The organism is Burkholderia sp. AU15512 (assembly GCF_002223325.1).
Classification (GTDB): Bacteria; Pseudomonadota; Gammaproteobacteria; order Burkholderiales; family Burkholderiaceae; genus Burkholderia.
Genome location: NZ_NKEX01000004.1, coordinates 136,352 through 148,539 on the forward strand (window position 1 = coordinate 136,352; position 12,188 = coordinate 148,539).

Annotated in this window: 11 protein-coding genes; 8 read left to right on the plus strand and 3 right to left on the minus strand. The window is 68.5% G+C overall.

Annotated features, from left to right (window positions below):
- Positions 1-82: 82 nt before the first annotated feature.
- Positions 83-1,543 carry an aminotransferase-like domain-containing protein gene (locus tag CFB43_RS13200; protein WP_089495383.1) on the minus strand — a complete coding sequence of 487 codons (1,461 nt, stop codon included), beginning with the start codon at positions 1,541-1,543 and terminating at the stop codon, positions 83-85.
- A gap of 230 nt (positions 1,544-1,773) precedes the next feature.
- Between CFB43_RS13200 and CFB43_RS13205 the strand changes: the two genes are divergently transcribed.
- From CFB43_RS13205 to CFB43_RS13240, 7 genes are all read left to right on the plus strand, one after another.
- Complete coding sequence (locus CFB43_RS13205; protein WP_089495384.1) at positions 1,774-2,466, plus strand: VOC family protein; 693 nt, start codon at positions 1,774-1,776, stop codon at positions 2,464-2,466.
- Positions 2,467-2,521: 55 nt separating this feature from the next.
- Positions 2,522-3,430: a DMT family transporter gene (locus tag CFB43_RS13210; RefSeq protein ID WP_089495385.1), complete on the plus strand. Its 909-nt coding sequence runs from the start codon at positions 2,522-2,524 to the stop codon at positions 3,428-3,430.
- Between the two features lie 151 nt (positions 3,431-3,581).
- On the plus strand, positions 3,582-4,763 hold the full coding sequence (locus tag CFB43_RS13215) for an aminotransferase-like domain-containing protein (protein WP_089495386.1): 1,182 nt from the start codon (positions 3,582-3,584) through the stop codon (positions 4,761-4,763).
- 43 nt (positions 4,764-4,806) lie between these two features.
- On the plus strand, positions 4,807-5,265 hold the full coding sequence (locus CFB43_RS13220; protein WP_011352811.1) for a RidA family protein: 459 nt from the start codon (positions 4,807-4,809) through the stop codon (positions 5,263-5,265).
- Positions 5,266-5,278: 13 nt separating this feature from the next.
- Positions 5,279-6,160 carry a PhzF family phenazine biosynthesis protein gene (locus tag CFB43_RS13225; protein ID WP_089495387.1) on the plus strand — a complete coding sequence of 294 codons (882 nt, stop codon included), beginning with the start codon at positions 5,279-5,281 and terminating at the stop codon, positions 6,158-6,160.
- Positions 6,161-6,379: 219 nt separating this feature from the next.
- Positions 6,380-8,719, plus strand: coding sequence for a bifunctional diguanylate cyclase/phosphodiesterase (locus CFB43_RS13235; protein WP_089495388.1), 2,340 nt, complete (start codon positions 6,380-6,382; stop codon positions 8,717-8,719).
- A 190-nt stretch (positions 8,720-8,909) separates the two neighbouring features.
- Positions 8,910-10,118 carry a chromate transporter gene (locus tag CFB43_RS13240; protein WP_089495389.1) on the plus strand — a complete coding sequence of 403 codons (1,209 nt, stop codon included), beginning with the start codon at positions 8,910-8,912 and terminating at the stop codon, positions 10,116-10,118.
- 57 nt (positions 10,119-10,175) lie between these two features.
- Here CFB43_RS13240 and CFB43_RS13245 read toward each other — a convergent pair whose 3' ends face one another.
- Positions 10,176-10,622, minus strand: a complete 447-nt coding sequence (locus CFB43_RS13245) for a multidrug/biocide efflux PACE transporter (protein WP_071334964.1) — start codon at positions 10,620-10,622, stop codon at positions 10,176-10,178.
- A 113-nt stretch (positions 10,623-10,735) separates the two neighbouring features.
- Between CFB43_RS13245 and CFB43_RS13250 the strand changes: the two genes are divergently transcribed.
- Positions 10,736-11,620 (plus strand): LysR family transcriptional regulator, encoded by an 885-nt coding sequence (locus tag CFB43_RS13250; protein ID WP_089495390.1) that lies wholly within the window; start codon positions 10,736-10,738, stop codon positions 11,618-11,620.
- Between the two features lie 53 nt (positions 11,621-11,673).
- On the opposite strand, the gene CFB43_RS13255 is transcribed toward CFB43_RS13250, so the two are convergent.
- The gene (locus tag CFB43_RS13255) at positions 11,674-12,132 is read right to left on the minus strand and encodes a CopD family protein (RefSeq protein ID WP_089495391.1); all 459 of its coding nucleotides are present in this window, start codon (positions 12,130-12,132) and stop codon (positions 11,674-11,676) included.
- Positions 12,133-12,188 lie beyond the last annotated feature (56 nt).

Below are 12,188 nucleotides of genomic sequence, written 5' to 3' on the forward strand. Positions count from 1 at the left end.
AGGCGACCGCCCGGCGCTAGCGGTTTGCGCGCGTATCTGGAGGCGGCACGCCCGATTTCAAGGGCGGGCGTGCCGCGCCGCGTCACGATGCGCGGCGCACGGCCGAATCGATATAGCGTGACAGCAGCGCCGGCAACGCGGGATCGCCGCAGTTCGCGACGTTGAAGCGCATCCACGTGGACGGTGATTGCTGCGGCGAGAACAGGCTGCCCGGCGTCAGCAAAAAACCGGCCTCGTGCGCGACCGCCGCGAGCGCGTCCGAATCGACGCCCGTGTCGGCCCACAGGAACATCCCGGCCGCCGGCATCGTGAACAGGCCGAGCCCCGTGCGCTCGAGCATCCGCGCGGTCTTGTCGCGCACGCCGTCGAGCCGCGCGCGCAGCCGCTCGACGTGGCGCCGGTAATGCCCTTCGGTCAGGATCTTGTACAGCACGCGCTCGTTGAGCTCGGGCGTCGTCATCCCCACCAGCATCTTCTGGTCGGTGAGCGCCTTCGCGATCTCCGGCGCGCACGCGACATAGCCGACCCGCAGGTTCGCCGCGAGCGTCTTCGAATAGCTGCCGAGGTAGATCACGCGCTTCAACTGGTCGAGGCTCGCGAGGCGCGTGGCCGGATAGCTCGGCGGGCACAGGTCGCCGTACACGTCGTCCTCGACGACGAGGAAGTCGTATGCCTCCGCGAGCTTCAGGATCCGGAACGCCTGCGCGGCCGACAGCGACGTGCCGGTCGGGTTCTGGAGCACCGAATTGATCACGAGCATCTTCGGCCGCCACATCTGGACGAGCGTTTCGAGCGCGTCGAGATCGGGGCCGTCCGGCGTGTACGGCATCCCGACGAGCTGCGCGCCCTGCGCCGCGAAGCGCCCGAACATCTGGAACCAGGCCGGATCGCCGACGATCACCGCATCGCCGGGCTTCACGTAGATCCGCGCGATCAGGTCGATCGCCTGCGTGATCCCCGACACCAGCACGATCTGTTCGGGCTTCGCGCCGATCTCCACTTCGGCGAGGCGCGTCTGCAGTTGCTGGCGCAGCGGCAGGAAGCCCTGCGCGGTGCCGAAGCCGAGCATCTGCGCGCCGGACTGCCGCCCGAGCGCGCGCAGCGCGCCGGTGATCAGTTCGCCGTCGAGCCAGCGGCCCGGCAGATAGCCGAGACCCGGCCCCTTTTCCGGGCTGACGGTATGCAGCATGTTGCGCAGCAGCCAGACGACGTCGATCGTGTTGTGCACCGGCGCGGCCTCGGCCACGCGTGCGACGCCGTCGGCCGGCTGCGGGCCGGCGGCCGTGCGCTCGCGCACGTAGAAGCCCGAGCCGCGCCGCGAGTCGAGGTAACCCTGTGCGACGAGACGCTCGTACGCCTCGACGACGGTGAAGCGCGACACGCTCTTGTCGAGCGCGAGCTTGCGGATCGACGGCATCCGCATGCCGGGCCGGAACACGCGTTCGTCGATGCGCCGTCGCGCCCACTGGACAAGCTGGTCGACGAGCGTGAGCGTGGCCGTGTCGTGCGGCACGGGAATCTGGGCGAGTGGGACGGTGGACATGGGCGGCAGCTCCAACTGTACCGAAGGCTATCGCGCCGATTGTACCGTTACTGTGCCGGTAGCGACGATTACAGTTGACCGGAATGGCGACCGTGCGGCCACCGTTCCGGCCCCGCCGCACCTGGCACCGCGCCTACCGGCCCGCATCGCGGCCGGTATGCCGGCCGGTCCGGCCACCGCCCGGCGCATCGCCTGCCCACCATGACACTTTCGCTTCCCGACCGACGTTCATGCCAGCCCGCTCCCTGACACTCGACCATCTCGTGATCGCCGCGCGCACGCTCGACGAAGGCGTCCGCCACGTCGCCGACGCGCTCGGCATCGAACCTGCCGGCGGCGGCCGCCACCCGCTGATGCGGACCCACAATGCGCTGTTCGGCGTGTGGGGCGGGCTCTACCTCGAAGTGATCGCGATCGATCCCGATGCGCCTGCACCGAACGCCGGCGCCGAACCGCCGCACGCGCGGCTGTTCGGGCTCGACGATCCGGCCATGCACGCGCGGCTTGCGCAAGGCCCGTTTCTCGCGCACTGGGTCGCGCGGGTCGATCGTCCGCGCCAGCTCGCGCTGTGGCAGAGCCAGTACCCGGCGCGCATCCCGCCGGTCGTCGCGATGCGGCGCGGCGACCTGAGCTGGGGCCTCACCGTGCCCGACGACGGCGCGTTCCCCGCATGGCAAGGCGCGGGCGACGGCCTCCTGCCTTCGCTGATCCAGTGGGACAGCGCGCGCCACCCGGCCGAATCGCTGCCGGGCGACGGCATCGCGCTGAAGGCGCTCAAGGGCGCCCACCCGCGCGCGGACGCGCTCCGCGAACAGCTCGACTGGCTCGGCGCCGCCCACCTGCTCGACCTCGAAACCATCGACGGCCCGCCCGCGCTGGTCGCCGAATTCGACACGCCGCAGGGCGCACGCACGCTGCGCTGAGCGCCACGCCGCCCCCGACTACATCTAATACCGGCAACACGGAGACACCCACTTCATGAATTCGCGCGAAACCCGGGGCATGCTGCTCGGCCTCATCGGCGTGATGATCTTCAGCCTGACGCTGCCGATGACGCGGATCGTCGTCTCCGAACTCCATCCGCTGCTCAACGGGCTCGGCCGCGCGCTCGCCGCCGCGGTGCCGGCCGGCCTGCTGCTGTGGTGGCGCCGCGAGCCGCTGCCGACCCGCGCGCAGCTGAAAAGCCTCGCGACCACGTCGCTCGGCGTGATCATCGCGTACCCGGTGTTCTCCGCATGGGCGATGAAAACCGTACCGGCTTCGCACGGCGCGGTGGTCAACGGCCTGCAGCCGCTGTTCGTCGCGCTGTATGCGGCCTGGCTGTCGCACGAGCGGCCGTCGAAGGCGTTCTGGGCCAGCGCGGTGGCCGGCAGCGCGCTCGTGATCGCGTTCGCGCTGCGCGACGGCGGCGGCACGGTGCAGGCCGGCGACGCGCTGATGCTCGTCGCGGTCGGCATCGGTGCGCTCGGTTATGCGGAAGGCGCGCGGCTCGCGCGCCAGATCGGCGGCTGGCAGGTGATCTGCTGGGCGCTCGTCGTGTCCGCGCCGTTCCTCGTGCTGCCGGTCGGCTGGCTCGCGTGGACGCAGCATGCCGCGCATCCGGGCCCGCTCGCGCTGCGCACGTGGCTCGCGTTCGGCTACGTGACCCTCTTTTCGCAATTCATCGGCTTTTTCGCGTGGTACGCGGGGCTCGCGATGGGCGGCATCGCGCGCGTCGGCCAGGTGCAACTGCTGCAGATTTTCTTCACGATTGCCTTTTCCGCGCTGCTGTTCGGCGAAACGGTGACGCCGTCGACGTGGCTGTTCGCGGCCGCGGTGATCGCCACCGTGGTGCTCGGGCGCCGCTCGGCGGTCGCCACCGCCGCGCAACCGGCTCGCGCCGGCTGAACAGCTGCGCCATAATGGACGTTTTGCCTGATCGGTTTGCCCACCCGGCCGCGAAGGCTCGATCGCGCTCGTGCCTGCCCACCCGGCGGCGTCGACGCGATTTGCCCGAACGACCTTTCTTGACTGACCACGATATCCGAACGAGGAGACTATGAATCCGAGCGACCTGCATCCGCCGCACTGGCAGCTTTCCGAACGCGCACGCAAGCTGACGAGCTCTGCCATCCGCGAAATCCTGAAGGTCACGGAACGCCCCGAGGTCATCTCGTTCGCCGGCGGCCTGCCCGCCCCTGCCACGTTCCCGGCCGAGCGCATGCGCGCGGCGGCCGATCGCGTGCTGCGCGACGCGCCGGCCGCCGCGCTCCAGTACAGCGCGACCGAAGGCTACCTGCCGCTGCGCGAATGGATCGCCGAGCGCTACAGCGTGCGCGTGTCGCAGGTGCTGATCACGACCGGCTCGCAGCAGGCGCTCGACCTGCTCGGCAAGGCGCTCGTCGATCCGGGCAGCCCGATCCTCGTCGAAACCCCGACCTACCTCGGCGCGCTGCAGTCGTTCTCGCTGTACGAGCCGCGCTACGTGCAGGTGCCGACCGACGAGCAGGGCCTGCTGCCGGACGGCCTCACGCCCGAACTCACGCAAGGCGCGCGCCTCTTGTACGCGCAGCCGAACTTCCAGAACCCGACCGGCCGCCGCCTGCCCGTCGAACGCCGCCGCGCGCTCGCCGCGTTCGCGCAGTCGAGCCCGTTCCCGGTGCTGGAAGACGATCCGTACGGCGCGCTGAACTACCGCGGCGAGCCGCTGCCGACGATGCTGTCGATGGCGCCCGATCACATCGTGCACCTCGGCACGTTCTCGAAGGTGCTCGCACCGGGCCTGCGGATCGGCTACATCATTGCGCCCGAGGAACTCCACTTCAAGCTCGTGCAGGCCAAGCAGGCCACCGACCTGCACACGCCGACGCTCACGCAGCGCATCGCGCACGAAGTGATCAAGGACGGTTTCCTCGACGAGCACATCCCGACGATCCGTGAGCTGTACAGCGCGCAGTGCGACGCGATGCTCGGCGCGCTCGAGCGCGACATGCCGGAAGGCGTCACGTGGAACCGCCCGGAAGGCGGGATGTTCATCTGGGTGAACCTGCCCGCGCAGATCGACAGCATGAAGCTGCTCGCCACGGCCGTCGACAACCACGTCGCGTTCGTGCCGGGCGCGCCGTTCTTCGCGGACAACGCGCAGCAGAACACGCTGCGGCTGTCGTTCGTGACGGTGCCTCCCGAGAAGATCGAGGAAGGCGTCGCGCGCCTCGGCAAGCTGCTGCGCGAACGTCTCTGATCCCCTTTTTTCCTGTCACGACTCTCTACGAGGAATCGAATCCATGGCTAACGTCTACGACAAGCTGAAGTCGCTCGGCATCGAGCTCCCGACCGCCGGCGCACCGGCCGCCGCCTACGTGATGAGCGCGCAAACCGGCAACACGGTGTTCCTGTCGGGCCACATCGCGAAGAAGGACGGCAAGGTCTGGGCCGGCAAGCTCGGCGCGGATCTGCAGACGGAAGACGGCAAGGCCGCCGCCCGCTCGATCGCGATCGACCTGCTCGCGACGCTGCACGCGCACACCGGCGACCTGAACAAGGTCACGCGCATCGTCAAGCTGATGAGCCTCGTCAACTCGACGCTCGACTTCACCGAACAGCACGTCGTGACGAACGGCGCGTCGGAACTGATCGCCGAAGTGTTCGGCGACGCCGGCAAGCACGCGCGCTCGGCGTTCGGCGTCGCGCAGATCCCGCTCGGCGCGTGCGTCGAGATCGAGCTGATCGCCGAAGTTGCGTAACGAACGCAGCACGATGCCCGGCCGTCTCGTCCGTTTCAAGCAGGTCGACGTGTTCACGTCGGTACCGTTCAAGGGCAACGCGCTCGCCGTGGTGTTCGACGCCGATTCGCTCGGCGACGACCACATGCTCGCGATCGCCCGCTGGACGAACCTGTCGGAAACGACGTTCCTCTGCACGCCGACCGATCCGGAAGCCGACTACCGCGTCCGGATCTTCACGACGGAGGGCGAACTGCCGTTCGCCGGCCACCCGACGCTGGGCACCGCGCATGCGTTCCTGGAAAGCGGCGCGCGGCCGCGCACGCCGGGCCGGCTGATCCAGCAGTGCGGGGTCGGCCGGGTCGCGCTGCGCGAGCAGGCCGACGGCTGGGCGTTCGCCGCGCCGCCGGCACGCGTCACGCCGCTCGACCGCTCGGACTACGCGGCGCTGGCTGCCGCGTTGCGCAGCGACGCGCTCGACCTGGATGCCGAGCCGTGCGCGGTCGACAACGGCGCGCCATGGCTGGTCATGCGGCTGAAGTCGGCCGATGCCTGCATCGGCCTGACCCCCGATCCGGCCGCGCTGGCGGCGCTCACGCACCGCTACGGCACGGACGGCGTCGCCGTCTACGCGCCGCACGCGGAAGGCGGCCCCGCGACGTTCGAAATCCGCTGCCTGATGACGGGCGGCAATTTCGGCTTCGGCGAGGATCCCGTCACCGGCAGCGCGAACGCCGCGCTCGCCGGGCTGCTGACGCGGCAGGGACGCCGCCCCGGTCAGTCGTATACGGCCCGCCAGGGTACGGCGATCGGCCGCGACGGCCGCGTCTTCGTCAGCTATGACGAAGACGGCACCACCTGGATCGGCGGCCAGGTCGTCACCGTCGTCGACGGCACTTTCCTGTCACCCGCCTGACATTTCGCGATGTGCGATGGCGCCGGCCCGTCCGGCGCCCCCTACGATTCGCCCAACTATCGCAAAAACGTTCCAACCAGTAATATCGGGCCTAATCCGTTGTTTCGGAGGTCTGTCCCTGGTTGCGTGTCCCGCGAACGAACAGACGTCGGGACAACCCCGACCAATAATCAGCCATCCAGACGGATGGCGCACGCGAGCAGGACGCCACCCGCTTCGATGAGCTCCGCCCGGTCCAACCATACGCCGCCGACCCGGCCGCTACGCGCGCCGCGCAAATCGCGCCGGCGTGCGCTATTTGCGATCCCGCTGCTCGGGATGCTGGCGCTCGCGCTGCTGTGGGCCGTGATCATCGCGCGTCTGTCGGTGGAAAAGGACAGCGCGTACAAGGAAGCAGCGGCTTCCGCGGCGATCCTGTCCTCCGCGCTCGAGCAGCATACGGTCAAGGCGATCCACCAGGTCGACCAGATCACCCGCTTCGTCAAGTTCGAATTCGAGAAGTCGCCCGCCCGCTTCAACCTCGCCAGCGCCGTCGAGAAAGGCGTCGTGCCGAGCGACACGCTGATCCAGGTGTCGCTCGTCAACGCGAAGGGCATCCTGTTCGCGAACACGGCCGAGCTGCATCCGCAGCCGATCAACCTGTCCGACCGCGAGCACTTCAAGGTCCACCTCGCGCACAACGACGACCGCCTGTTCATCAGCAAGCCCGTACTCGGCCGCGTGTCGAGCCACTGGACGCTGCAGATGACACGGCGCCTGAACAACCCGGACGGCAGCTTCGCGGGCATCGTCGTCGTGTCGGAAGACCCGAGCTACTTCACCAACGACTTCTACAACAACGCGGCGATCGGCAAGGAAGGCGTGATCGCGGTGGTGTCGGATACCGGCACGGTGCTCGCGCGGCGCACGGGCTCGGTCAGCAACGCGCCCGGCGCGTTTTCCGCGTCGGGTGTTTACCCGATCGCCGAGCGCGTGACGGGCACGATCATCGACCCGATCGACGGCGTGACGCGCATCGTGTCGTACCGCCACCTCGACGGCTACCCGCTCGCGGTGATGGTCGGGCTGTCGCAAACCGAGGAATTCGCGGACTACTACCACACGCGCAACGTCTACCTGCTGATGACGAGCTTCATCACGCTCGCGATGCTCGCGTTCTTCGGCGTCGCGACGGGCCTGATCGGCAAGCTGCTCGGCCGTGAGCGCGAAATGACGCAGCTCGCCGAGTACGACCTGCTCACCGGCCTCGCGAACCGCTATGCGACGCTGCGCGGGTTGCGCAACGACGTGTCGATGCCGGCGAGCCTGTCGCGGCTCGGGCTGCTGTTCATCGATCTCGACAACTTCAAGACCGTCAACGACACGCTCGGCCACAACGCCGGCGACATCGTGCTGCAGATGACCGCGTCGCGCCTGTCCGATGCGGTCGGCGACGAAGGCTCGCTCGCGCGCATCGGCGGCGACGAATTCGTCGTGGTGATGAAGGGCGACGACGTGGAGCGGCGCGCGGTGCGACTCGCGGAAGCGATCATCCGGATGTTCGGCGAACCGTTCGACGTGCGCGGCAGCTCGTTCGTGCTGCATGCGAGCATCGGCATCGCGCTGCACACGGTGGCGAACGAGAGCGAGATCGACCTGCTGAAGAAGGCCGATCTCGCGATGTACAGCGCGAAGGACGCCGGCAAGAACTGCTACCAGTTCTATGCGCCGCACCTGTCGCACCGCGCCGACCACCTGATGCGCTGGGAGCAGCAACTGCGCGTCGCGCTCGCCGAGGGGCAGTTGTTCCTCGCGTACCAGCCGAAGATCGACCTCACGCACCGCCACATCACCGGTTTCGAGGCGCTCGCGCGCTGGGATCATCCGGAGCACGGCGTCATCTCCGCGAACGAATTCATTTCGATCGCCGAATCGACCGGCCTGATCGTGCCGATCGGCGACTTCGTGATCCGCACCGCCTGCGAGCAGATCGCGCGCTGGCGCGACGACGGCCACGACACGCTGACGCTCGCGGTCAACATCTCGCCGGTGCAGTTCTGGCGCGGCGACCTGATCGAGACGATCTCGCAGGCGCTACAGGACACCGGCATCGACGCGAACCGGCTCGAGATCGAGATCACCGAGACCGCGATGATGGAATATCCGGAGCTCGTGTCCGAGAAGATCGTCGCGCTGAAGAAGCTCGGCATCCGAATCGCGCTCGACGATTTCGGTACCGGCTATTCGTCGCTGTCGTACCTGCACCGCTTCTCCGTCGACACGCTGAAGGTCGACCGCTCGTTCGTGCAGGCGATTCCGAACGATCGCAGCGTGTGCGTGATGGTGTCGTCGATCGTGCATCTCGCGCGCTCGCTCGGCCTGACCGTCGTCGTCGAAGGCACGGAAACCGAGGAGCAGATCACGTGGCTCGCCGCGCTCGGCGAGATCGAGGCGCAAGGCTTCCTGTTCTCGCGACCGGTGCCGGCCGACGCGATTCCCGCGCTGATCGCACGCTTCGGCGTGCGCGGCGACGCGCCGAACGTGATCGCGCATCGCGCGACCGGCAGCACGGGCGCGTAAGCGCACCGCGGCGCGCGTTGCACGCGCCGTCACTGTTTCGTTTTCCGATCCAATTGTTTAGTTCATGAACTAGCGTTTTCGCGCATGGCAGTGTCACGGTGCGCGGCGGACAATTGGGAGGGCCAACGTGTCGGCGGGCCGCCGGCATGGCCGCACGCGAGAGATCGGGCCCCGCGCTCACACCACCAACATGACTACCGTCGAAATCGAAGCGACCGCTGATATCGAACAGGCGCAGGCTTCCCTGTGGGACCTGTTCAAGGTCGTCGCCAGCATTTCGGCGGTCTCGTGGGGCGGGCTGTCGATGATGGCGCAGCTCGAACGCCACTACGTGGAGCGGCTGAAGCGCATCGAGCCCAACGTATTCGGCGACCTCGTCGCGCTGGCCTGGCTGGTGCCGGGCCCCGTCGGCTGCAACGTGGCGGTGCAGGTCGGCCAGATCCTGCACGGCCGCATCGGCGCGTGGATCGCCGGCATCGCGAGCGTGCTGCCGTTTTCCATCCTGATGACGCTGTTCGCGATCTTCTATCGCACGCCGCTCGTGCGCTCGCTCGCCGCGCCGATGCTGATCAATCACTTCGGGATGGTGCTCGCCGCGCTGATCGGCGTCACGTGGGTCAAGCAGCTGCGCTCGCTCGCGCGCACACGGCGCGAGCAACTGATCGCCGCGCTGTCGACGATTCTGCTCGGTTTCGCACATAATCCGGCCGCCTTCGTCGGGATTCTCTTCGCCGCGTTCGCGGCCGGCTGGCTCACGGGGCCGCCGCAACGCGACGCGGTCGATTTCAGGTTGTCGACCCGCGACCGCAACCTGCTCGTGCTGCTCGGCGTGCTCGTCACGCTGTTCGCGGTGCCGCTGCCCGGCGATTACCAGGCGACGTTGCTGTGGCCGCGTCTCGCCGGTGCCGGCATGACGCTGTTCGGCGGCGGCTTTTCCGCGCTGCCCGTGCTCAAGACGCTGTTCGTCACGCCCGCGACGGGCATCTCCGATCACGACTTCACGCTGGCGTTCGCGCTGTCCCCAGTCGCGCCGGGGCCGTTGCTGAACGTCGTCCCGTTTCTCGGCTACCTGACCGACGGCTGGGTCGGCGCGCTGCTCGCGACGGCCGCGCTGTTCATTCCGTCGGGATGCCTCGTCGTGTTTGCGCAGAACCACCTGTCCCGGCTCAAGCGCCATTCGCGCTTCGAGCACGGAATGCGCCTGCTGCGTGCGGCGACCACGGGTTTTCTCGTCGTCGCCGTCGTGAGGATCCTGTACCGCGAACCCGTCGACCCCGTTTACTGGCTGACGGGCGCCTTCGCGACGCTGTGCTTCGCGCGCTTCAAGGTGCCCGTCTATGCCGTGTACGGCACGGTCGCAGTGGCTTGCGGCGTGTGGCTGCTGGCCGCCGCGCGCTGACGGGCGGCGACCACCGCCCCGCCGGGTTCTACCGGCATTCGCCCGTCCAGCCCGTCCTCAACCTGCCTGCACCGCGACCCGGCGTGCCATCCAGCGGGCGCGCAGCGCGTCGTAAGCGAGGTTGAAGCAGAACGTGTAAGGCAGGAAGAACAGCACGATGCCGAGGTCGAGCAACAGCGCCTCGACGAGGCTCACGTTCAGCCACCACGCGGCGACCGGCACCACCATCGCGACGAGGCCGAGCTCGAACGTGACCGCATGCGCGATCCGCATGCCGAGCGTGCGGGTCAGCCCCGCGCGCCGCTCGAAGCGGTCGAACAGCGTATTGAACGCCATGTTCCACGCCATCGCGATCAGCGACACCATCACCGTCAGCACGCCGACGTGCGACACCGGCATGTCGAGCAGCCACGCGCCGATCGGCGCGCACAGCGCGATCGCGACCAGCTCGAACGTCAGTGCATGCAGCAGCCGTTCCGTTACCGTTTTGTTGACCTGTTTCATGATTCCCTCCGATTCGTCTACTTCGTTCATGGCCGCCATTTTGATCGGCGTAACCGTATGATTCCAGTTTGATATCATCGGTTTCACCGATATATCGCCACCAGGAGCACCGCATGCGCCACGCCCCCGAAGCCCTGCTCGCCTTCGCCGAAGCCGCGTTGCTCGGCTCGTTCACGGCCGCCGCGCGCAAGCTCGGCAAGCGCCAGTCGACCGTGTCGGAGGCGATCGCGAACCTCGAGATCGATCTCGGCGTGCAATTGTTCGACCGCTCGACGCGGGCGCCGACCCTGACCGATGCCGGGCGCGCGCTGCTGCCGCAAGTCCAGCGCGCGCTCGAAGCCGACGCGGCGATCGACCGCACGGCCGCGCGGCTCGCGCGTGGCGAGGAAGCGCGGCTGACGCTCGTCGTGTCCGATACGTACCAGTCGAAGCGCTACGAGGAAACGTTGATGGCGCTCGAACGGCGCTTCCCGGCGCTCGAGCTCGAATGCCAGATCGCCGAGCACGAAGACGTGCTCGACCTGATCCAGCAGGGGCGCGCGCAGCTCGGGCTGATGGCCGCGCGCGCGGCCTACCCGGCCGATATCGGCGCGGCGACGATTGCGGAGGAATCGGAAATCGGGCTGTTCGTCGGCCGCACGCACGCGCTCGCCGAATACGGCGACGCCGACGTGCCGCACGCCGCGCTGCGCGACGTGCGCGAACTGCGCCTCAATACCTATGTGAAAACGGAAGGCCGCGGCGCCGACGACCGGATCGTCGTCGGCACGCAGCACTGGCTGGCGCCGAGCTACCTGATGCTGCTGGAGATGGCCGTGCTGGGGTTCGGCTGGGCCGAACTGCCGCGCTGGATGGTCGACCACTTCGCGCGCGATCGCCTGTGCGAACTGCGTGCGCGCGGCTGGCCGCGCCGTGTACGGGTCGATGCGGTCTGGTCGCGCAACCGGCCGCTCGGCCCGGTCGGCTCATGGCTGCTCGATGCGATGCTGGCCGCGTAGCGGCGCTTGCCGGCGCACCCGCGGCTGCGCGCGGGCCGGCCGGCTGCGGTCAATCAGAAACCGCGCGACAACACCGCCGCGCCGATCGTGACGACGCCGAGCACGAGGTTCACGAGCACGAGCAGGCGCACCGTATTCACCGCGCGCGCGCCGTCCGGCCACTTCTGCGCCTGCACCGCACGGCGGATGCGCGGGAACAGCGCGAACCGGATATGCCCGAAGATCAGCATCATCACGACGCCGAGCCCGGCCATCGCGTGCAGCGACCACGTCGCATGCGCGCCGCCGAATTGCACGAGCAGGACGCCGCCCGTCAGCAGGATCACGATCACGGAACCCGAGACCCAGTTGAAGAAGCGGCCGAACACGCCTTCGATCAGCGGCAACCGAAGCTGCGGCGACAGGTCGGACAGCGCCGGACGCAGGCAGAAGTTGGCGAAGACCATCCCGCCCACCCACACGGCGACGGCCAGCAGATGAAGAAACAGCGCGACGGAGACAGCATGGGACATGACGGCAATCCTGTGAGGAGTGGGGTGCGGCGAACGGCCGCGTCGCACGCGGCATC

Excerpts from the sequence above, each read along its gene's own strand:
- CFB43_RS13205 (WP_089495384.1), top strand. The coding sequence starts at position 1,774 with ATGCCAGCCCGCTCCCTGACACTCGACCATCTCGTGATCGCCGCGCGC.
- CFB43_RS13200 (WP_089495383.1), bottom strand. The coding sequence starts at position 1,543 with ATGTCCACCGTCCCACTCGCCCAGATTCCCGTGCCGCACGACACGGCC.
- CFB43_RS13235 (WP_089495388.1), top strand. The coding sequence starts at position 6,380 with ATGAGCTCCGCCCGGTCCAACCATACGCCGCCGACCCGGCCGCTACGC.
- CFB43_RS13215 (WP_089495386.1), top strand. The coding sequence starts at position 3,582 with ATGAATCCGAGCGACCTGCATCCGCCGCACTGGCAGCTTTCCGAACGC.
- CFB43_RS13210 (WP_089495385.1), top strand. The coding sequence starts at position 2,522 with ATGAATTCGCGCGAAACCCGGGGCATGCTGCTCGGCCTCATCGGCGTG.
- CFB43_RS13225 (WP_089495387.1), top strand. The coding sequence starts at position 5,279 with ATGCCCGGCCGTCTCGTCCGTTTCAAGCAGGTCGACGTGTTCACGTCG.
- CFB43_RS13240 (WP_089495389.1), top strand. The coding sequence starts at position 8,910 with ATGACTACCGTCGAAATCGAAGCGACCGCTGATATCGAACAGGCGCAG.
- CFB43_RS13255 (WP_089495391.1), bottom strand. The coding sequence starts at position 12,132 with ATGTCCCATGCTGTCTCCGTCGCGCTGTTTCTTCATCTGCTGGCCGTC.
- CFB43_RS13250 (WP_089495390.1), top strand. The coding sequence starts at position 10,736 with ATGCGCCACGCCCCCGAAGCCCTGCTCGCCTTCGCCGAAGCCGCGTTG.
- CFB43_RS13220 (WP_011352811.1), top strand. The coding sequence starts at position 4,807 with ATGGCTAACGTCTACGACAAGCTGAAGTCGCTCGGCATCGAGCTCCCG.
- CFB43_RS13245 (WP_071334964.1), bottom strand. The coding sequence starts at position 10,622 with ATGAAACAGGTCAACAAAACGGTAACGGAACGGCTGCTGCATGCACTG.